At 63.0% G+C, this 7763-nt stretch carries 8 protein-coding genes; all 8 read left to right on the plus strand.

The genetic code is table 11. The annotated features are described in order from the left end of the window. On the plus strand, window positions 1-556 hold a 556-nt coding region (locus EN935_RS14305), incomplete at its 5' end, for an extracellular solute-binding protein (RefSeq protein WP_127373390.1). Further along, window positions 556-1359 (plus strand): IclR family transcriptional regulator, encoded by an 804-nt coding sequence (locus EN935_RS14310; protein ID WP_127262609.1) that lies wholly within the window; start codon window positions 556-558, stop codon window positions 1357-1359. The genes EN935_RS14305 and EN935_RS14310, both read left to right, overlap by 1 nt. Before the next feature lie 74 nt (window positions 1360-1433). Further along, window positions 1434-2465: a sugar ABC transporter substrate-binding protein gene (locus tag EN935_RS14315; RefSeq protein WP_109672119.1), complete on the plus strand. Its 1032-nt coding sequence runs from the start codon at window positions 1434-1436 to the stop codon at window positions 2463-2465. A 120-nt stretch (window positions 2466-2585) separates the two neighbouring features. Further along, entirely contained in the window at window positions 2586-3569 is a 984-nt protein-coding gene (locus EN935_RS14320; protein WP_127262608.1) for an ABC transporter permease, read from the plus strand. Continuing rightward, window positions 3559-5091 (plus strand): sugar ABC transporter ATP-binding protein, encoded by a 1533-nt coding sequence (locus EN935_RS14325; RefSeq protein WP_127373391.1) that lies wholly within the window; start codon window positions 3559-3561, stop codon window positions 5089-5091. Before EN935_RS14320 ends, EN935_RS14325 begins: the two co-directional genes overlap by 11 nt. Window positions 5092-5154: 63 nt before the next feature. Further along, complete coding sequence (locus EN935_RS14330; protein WP_127373392.1) at window positions 5155-6150, plus strand: ABC transporter permease; 996 nt, start codon at window positions 5155-5157, stop codon at window positions 6148-6150. A gap of 1 nt (window position 6151) precedes the next feature. Further along, entirely contained in the window at window positions 6152-6913 is a 762-nt protein-coding gene (locus tag EN935_RS14335; protein WP_127373393.1) for an SDR family oxidoreductase, read from the plus strand. 26 nt (window positions 6914-6939) lie between these two features. Beyond that, a partial coding sequence (locus tag EN935_RS14340) for a fumarylacetoacetate hydrolase family protein (RefSeq protein WP_164771129.1) occupies window positions 6940-7763 on the plus strand: 824 nt, incomplete at its 3' end.

The following is a 7763-nucleotide window of genomic DNA, read 5'->3' on the forward strand; positions in this document are numbered from 1 at the left end:
GTCGCATCCGGGCTCACGGCAGTGGAACCCCATCCGCTGCTACGACCACATGATTGCCAATGACGACGTCGTCTATGTCCCGTTCGCTTTCGGCTATGTGAACTATGCATCACGCAGCGAAACACCGAAGCTGCGCTTCGCCGACGCGCCGACGCCGGGTTCGGCCGGCGCGCTGCTTGGTGGCGCGGGCATCGGTGTCAGCGCCCAGTCGGGCAACGTGCAGGCGGCGATCGACTATGCCTTGTTTCTCTGCTCGCCAGACAACCAGCGTGGCCAGTATGTCAGCGCCGGCGGGCAGCCCGGCTCGCTATCGGCCTGGCAGGACAAGGCGGTCAATGCCACCTCGGGTGACTTCTTTGCCGATACGCTGAAGACGATACAGTCGTCTTATCTGCGCCCTACCCATGCCGGCTTCATAACATTTTTCCGCGAGACCGCGCCGCGTGTCGGGGCTGCCATCGCCGGCGAGCTGTCGATCACGGAACTGGCTGCCTGGATAAACCGGCGTTACCGCGAGACGCGGCCCTCGACGAAGTCGGTACGGAGCGTCGCGTGATGGCCACCGTCGCCAGGGCATTTGATGACGGCGAAAACGGGCGCGGCGAATATCGCGCGCCGGCAGCCGAGAAGGCACTCGATATCCTGGAATTCATGGCCGCGCAGGGCGAGGCGCTGACCCAGACCGAAATTGCCAACGGCCTTGACCGCTCCATCCACGAAATCTACCGCATCCTTCTTTTGCTGGAAAAACGCGGCTTCATCTTGCGCACGCGCGGCGACCGTTTCCGTCTGTCGCTCAAGCTCTTCGAACTGGCCCATATGCATCCTCCCGTTAACCGGCTGGTGGAGTGCGCATTGCCGGTCATGCGGGAGCTTGCGGCCAATGCGGATCAAAGCTGCCATCTGGTGGTGCGGGAGAGCCAGAATGTCCTGGTCGTCCTGCAGATCGATTCGCCCTTGCCGATGCGCTATTCGGTGGCGCTGGGCTCGCATTTCCCCATCATGGAGACGAGTTCGGGCGCCGTGCTCCTGGCACACCAGAGCCCGGCTGATCGCGATGCCATCGTCGAGCGCATCGTCGCTGCCGGTGAAGGGCAGGGGTCGCGTGCCGAAATCGAGGTGCGGCTCGCAGAGGCGTTGGATCGTGGCTTCGAGATGCGCTCCTCTCTGGCCGTCGATGGCTGCATCAACATTTCTATGCCGGTTCGAGACCACACCGGCGCCGTGATCGCGGCACTGACGGTTCCCTTCTTGCCGCAGAAGGCCGCCCGCTTCGACCGCGAGACAGTGTTTGAGCGTACCATGGCTGCCGCCAACAAGGTTTCCGCAGCTCTCGGTGCGGGTGACGCCGCGACCTGACTTTGACTGCAACCCGGGACGGCGGGCCTACCGTTCTAAGACTGAACCGTACTGATGAAAATTGGGAGAAGAGTATGAACTGGTCTAAAACAATGCTGTTTGCCTCGGCGGCAGCCGTCGCCTTCGCCGCCGCCTCCGCCCAAGCGCAAAACATGCCGAAGAAGATCGGCTACGTCACCAACTACGCCACCCATGAGTGGTACCAGAATGTCATCAAGGGCATGAAGGCTCACGGCAAGGAACTCGGCATCGAGGTCGAGGTGCAGGACGCCAATCTCGACATATCCAAGCAGGTCGCCGCGGCCGAAGACTTCATCGCCAAGGGCGTTGATGTGCTGATTATCACCCCCGTGAATGAAGAAGGTGTGGTGCCGCTGCTGCGTCAAGCCAAAGCTGCCAACATCCCGGTGGTGCTTGAAGGCAACCCGGTCAAGGGCATGACGACCATGGTTGCCATCTGCGACTATGACACCGGCTATTTCTCCGGCGTCGAGGCCGGCAAATATGCCAAGGAAAAGCTGGGCGGCGTTGCCAAGGTGATGAATGTCGGGCTGCCGCTGCTTTCCGCCACGGTATTGCGCTCGCACGGCTTCATGGACGGACTGAAGACGATCATCCCTGACGCGGTCATGGTCCACGACCTTGACGGCGGCGGCAATCCGGACCGCGCGCTCGAAGTGTCGTCGGCGGCACTGGCAAAGAACGCCGACATCAACATCATCTACGGCATCAACGATTCATCGTCGCTCGGCGGCCTGCAGGCCTGGAAAGCGGCCGGCAAATCGCAGGATGGCCTGTTGACGGTCGGCACCGGTGGTGAGGGGCTTGCCTTCATCAACGCGATGCAGAACGAGCCGTCCTACAGGATCGAAGCCGCGATGTTCCCCGAGAAGGAAGGTTTCACCGCCATCGATGCCGCGGTGAAACTCTTCAACAACGAGGAAGTGCCTGAGCACATCGTCAGCCCGACCGCACCGATGAACGGCGAGGACTGGAAGAAGTTCTACGATTACGACGGCACTACCCGCACCATCAAATGGGATGCCGTCAACGCACTGCAGCCACCGGCAAAGTGCATGAAGACTTCGGCCGACCTGAAGAAGTAAGGCTGGTCGACATTGCCCTTCCCGCGTCGCGGGAAGGGCGGGCAGTCAGGTGCCGCTGGCGGCATGGACAAGGCGACGGGTTCCGGCGCCTGATGCAAAACGGCTCGGGAATGGACTGATATGAGCGAGCTTACACACGCTTCCGCGCCCAGGCGTTTTATCGGCGGCCAGCTTCTGGGCAGCAGCCAGCTCGTGCTGGGCGTCATCCTGGCGGTGCTGTGCATCGCCATCTCGATCGCGGCGCCACAGTTTTATTCGGAGGCCAACATCATCGCCATCCTGCGCCAATGCGCGCTGGTGTTGATCGTTGCCTCGGGCATGACGATGCTCATCATCACCGCCGAGGTCGATCTGTCGGTCGGCGCGTCGCTCGCCTTTGTCGGTTGCATCGGCATGGCCGTGCTCAATTCGACGCACAGCCTCGCGCTCGGCATGCTGGCGGCACTTGCCTTTGCCGGAGGGGTTGGCCTGTTCAACGGGCTGGTCGTCACCAGGCTGAGGGTGAACTCGCTGATCGCCACCATCGGCACGATGATGATGCTGCAGGGCGGCGTCTATCTGTTCACACGCGAAGCGGTGCAGAACCACAACCAACTGACCAGCTTCACCGATCTCGGCGCCGGCTATGTCGGCGCGGTGCCGGTGCCCGTCATCCTGGCAGCACTGATTTTCGCGGTCGCCTATGTGACGCTGCGCTTCACCACGCTTGGCCGCTACCTCTATGCGGTCGGCGCCAACGAAAAGGCGGTGAGGCTGTCCGGCGTGCGTTCGGAACGCCTCAAGCTGTTTGCCTTCATCGTCACTGGCCTGTGTGTAGGCGTCGCCGGCATGATCCTGTCGTCGCTGATGAATGCCGGCCAACCGACCGCCGGGCGCGGCTTCGAACTGACGGTGATCGCCGCCGTCATTCTCGGCGGCACCAGCCTGCTCGGCGGTCGGGGCTCGCTGTTCGGCACATTGCTCGGCGTGCTGGTGCTTAAGGTGATCGACAACGGTATCATCATTCTCGGTTGGAACCAGGACCTGCAGATGGTGGTCCCTGGCGTCATCATCATCCTGGCAACCTATCTCGACATCATCCGGAACAGAGCCAATGTCCGTTGATTTCTTCCACCCTGGCGAAGGCGCGGCCATCGACACGAACGTGCCGGCGCTGGAACTGCGCGGCATCGACAAGCGCTTTCCGGGCGTCGTGGCGCTGGACAATGTCGACTTCACCCTGGAGCCAGGCAAGATCCACGCCTTGATGGGCGAGAACGGCGCCGGCAAGTCGACGCTGATCAAGATCATGGCCGGCGTCTACGGCAAGGATGCCGGCACCATCCGCATGCGTGGCCGCGAGGTCGACATCAAGTCGCCGCGCGACAGCCTGAAGGAGGGTATCAAGGTCGTGTTCCAGGAGATCGCGCTGATCTCCGAATTCACCGTCGCCGAGAACATCTTCCTTGAAGGCTATCCGACCGGCAAAGGCGGCTCGATCGACTGGAAGAAGATCCGCGCCGATTCAGCAGCACTTTTCGACCGCATCGGCTTCAACGTCGATCCGGCGGCGCGGACGGGGTCGCTGCCGGTCAGCCAGCAGCAGATGGTCGAGATCGCCCGTGCGCTCGCCCACGAAGCCCGCGTGGTGGTGATGGACGAGCCGACGTCCTCGCTAACGCCTAACGAGGTTTCGCTGCTGTTCACCGTCATCCGCCGACTGGCCGCGCTCGGCATCGCGGTGGTCTATGTCAGCCACAAGCTGGACGAGGTCTTCGAGATCGCCGATATGGTGACGGTGCTGCGCGACGGGCGCCACATCTCGACCAAGCCGATCGGCGAGCACACCAACGACACGCTGATCCACGACATGATCGGTCGGCGCATCGACAATCTGTTTCCCCGCAAGCGCGGTGAGCCGGGCAGCAAGGTCGCCCTGTTCGTGGAAAAGCTCAGCACGGCGAGGAAGCTCAACGACGTGTCCTTCGAGGCACGCGCCGGCGAGGTTCTCGGCTTCTTCGGATTGATGGGTGCGGGCCGAACCGAGCTTGCCAAGGCAATCGTCGGCTACGACCCGATCACCTCCGGCATGATCGTCGTCGACGGTAGCCGCCTCGTGCCGCACGACACGCGTACCGGCGTCAAGCTTGGCATCGGCCTGCTTACCGAGGACCGCAAGAGTGAAGGGCTGATGGGCGAGCTGCCTGTCTACCAGAATGCCAGCCTCGCCTCGCTCGGCGCCTTCGCCCGCATGGGTTTCATCGACAAGGCGAAAGAACACCGAGCGGTGCAGGATTATGTCGACCGCTTCCGCATCAAGACCCCCAGCCTGTTCCAGCAGGTGAAGAACCTGTCCGGCGGCAATCAGCAGAAGGTGCTGATCTCGCGCTGGCTGATGCGCGGCCTGAAGGTGATCGTCGTCGACGAGCCGACCCGCGGCATCGATGTTGGCGCCAAGTCGGAAATATTCGCGCTGATCGACCGGCTCGCCGGCGAGGGGCTGGCGGTCGTTATGATGACGTCCGAGATGCCAGAGTTGCTCGGTCTTTCCGACCGGGTCGCGGTGATGTGCGAAGGCCGTTTGACCGCGATCATGTCGCGCGAAGAGGCCACCCAGGAGAAAATCCTAAATGCGGCGATCGGCTAAGACCATGACGCTTCGTGACATCGTTTCCTACGATCCGGCCCCCCTCTTCGAAGGGAGCAAGCGATGAGCCTTGCAAGCACCGCTTCCGTGAAAGCCCCGCCATCCCTGCTGGCGCGGCTCTTCGCCCGCCAGGAACTGGCGCTGCTCGTCTGCCTCATCCTGGTGATCGTGTTCTTTTCCGTCACGGCGGAGAATTTCTTCTCCATGCGCAACATGACCAATGTGCTCGGGCAGGCCTCACTGGCGCTCACCGCCGGCATTGGCTGCGCCATCGTCTTCATTTCCGGCGAGGTCGACATCTCGATCGGATCGCTGCTCGCGACCATTGCCCTGCCGCTGATCATCATCATGAACGACACCAACTCGCTGCTGCTCGGTGTCAGCGGCGCGCTGCTGTTCGGTCTGATCATCGGTGCGGTGAACGGCTATCTCACCGCCTATGCCGGCATCAATTCGCTGATCGTGACGCTGGGCACCATGTTCATCATGCGGGGCGGCGTCTATCTCTACACCGGCCAGCGCGCGATCCCGGACGATGCGTCCCTCGACAGCTTCATCGCGCTGTCGGATGGCCGCTTGTTCAACATCATTCCGTATTCGGCGGTCATCGCGATCGTGCTGCTCGCGGCCTTCGCCTACATGATGCGGCATCGCCCGTTCGGACGGCAGATCTATGCCGTCGGCGGCAATCCGGAAGTGGCGCGGCTGGCGGGCTACGATGTGCGGCGCGTCAAGTTCATCTGCTTCATCATCAGCTCCCTGCTGGCGACGGTTGCCGGAATCATCCTGGCCGCCCGCGTCGGCTCGGCGCAGCATACGGCGGGTCTGAATTTCGAGTTCCAGGTCGTTGCTGCCACGGTGCTTGGCGGTGTCAGCCTCGCCGGCGGCATTGGCAGCCTGAGCGGCATGGCGCTCGGCGTGCTGATCTTGCAGTTCCTGTCCAACGGACTGCGCGGGCTCGGGCTGCCGACCGAATGGCAGCTGGTCATCACCGGCATGATCATCATCGCTGCCGTAGCCTTCGACGAGGCGAAGCGACGCCGGGCACAAGGAGGCTGATATGGCTCGACTCGAAGCAAAGATCGCCGTCATCACGGGCGCCGCAGACGGCATCGGCTATGCGATCGCCGAGGCGATGGCGCGGGAAGGTGCGCATGTCTTCCTGGGCGACATCGCCGACAAGGCGGGCGAGGATTTCGCGGCGGCGCTACGCGCGGCCGGTTACCGTGCCGATTACGCGCATTGCGACGTGTCGCAGGAGGCCGATATCGTCAGCCTCATCGACAGCGCCGTCAAGAAGACCGGACGTCTCGACGTGATGGTCAACAACGCCGCTATCGCCATTGGCGGCATGCCGGTGCACGAGATGACAGACGAGCAGTGGCACCGGCTGATCGCGGTCAATCTGACCAGCGTATTTCGTGGCTGCAAATATGCACTGCCGCACATGATTGCGCAAAAAACCGGCTCGATCATCAACATGGCCTCGCTGGCCAGCTCGACCAAGGGCGTGCCCAACCGCTTCGTCTACGGTCTGACCAAGGCCGCCGTCATCGGCCTAACCAAGGCGATCGCCGCCGACTATGTCGGCAAGGGCATACGCTGCAACGCCATCTGCCCCGGCACGGTCGAGAGCCCGTCGCTGCAGGACCGCATGCACGCGCAGGGCGACTACGATGCCGCCCGCGCCGCCTTCATCGCCCGCCAGCCGATGGGCCGGCTCGGCACGCCGGAGGAAATCGCCGATCTCGCCGTCTATCTGGCCGGCGCCACCTATACGTCCGGACAGGCCTACAATATCGACGGCGGCTGGTCGATCTGAACCAATCTGACTGAGGAGAGCATGACATGAAGCTGCTGCGCTATGGCGAGGTCGGGAGCGAACGCCCCGGCCTGCTCGATGCGGATGGAACGATCCGTGATCTCACTGGCCACGTCACCGATATCGGCGGCAAGGCACTCGATCCGGCATCGCTGGCGGCACTCGGCAAGCTCGATCCCAAGTCGCTGCCGGCGGTTTCCGGCAGCCCGCGCCTTGGCGCCTGCGTTGCCGGCACCGGCAAGTTCATCTGCATCGGCCTCAACTATTCCGACCATGCCGCCGAAACCGGCGCCACCGTGCCGCCGGAGCCAATCATCTTCATGAAGGCAAGCTCGGCCATTGTCGGGCCGGATGACGACGTGCTGATCCCGCGCGGCTCGCTGAAGACCGACTGGGAGGTCGAACTGGCCGTGGTCATCGGCAAGACCGCGAAATATGTCAGCGAGGCCGATGCGCTCGATTATGTCGCCGGCTATTGCGTCGCCCACGACGTCTCCGAACGCGCCTTCCAGGCTGAGCGGCAAGGCCAGTGGACCAAGGGCAAGTCCTGCGACACCTTCGGCCCGACCGGCCCATGGCTGGTGACCAAGGACGAGGTCGCCGATCCGCAGAACCTCAAGATGTGGCTGACCGTCAACGGCAAGACGATGCAGAACGGCTCGACCAAGACCATGGTCTATGGCGTCAAGTATCTGGTGTCCTATCTCAGCCAGTTCATGTCGCTGCACCCCGGCGACATCATCTCCACCGGCACGCCGCCCGGCGTTGGCCTCGGCATGAAGCCGCCGGTGTTCTTGAAGGCCGGCGATGTGGTGGAGCTGGGCATCGAGGGCCTAGGCCAGCAGAAGCA

The organism is Mesorhizobium sp. M7D.F.Ca.US.004.03.1.1 (assembly GCF_003998635.1).
Lineage (GTDB): Bacteria > Pseudomonadota > Alphaproteobacteria > Rhizobiales > Rhizobiaceae > Mesorhizobium > Mesorhizobium loti.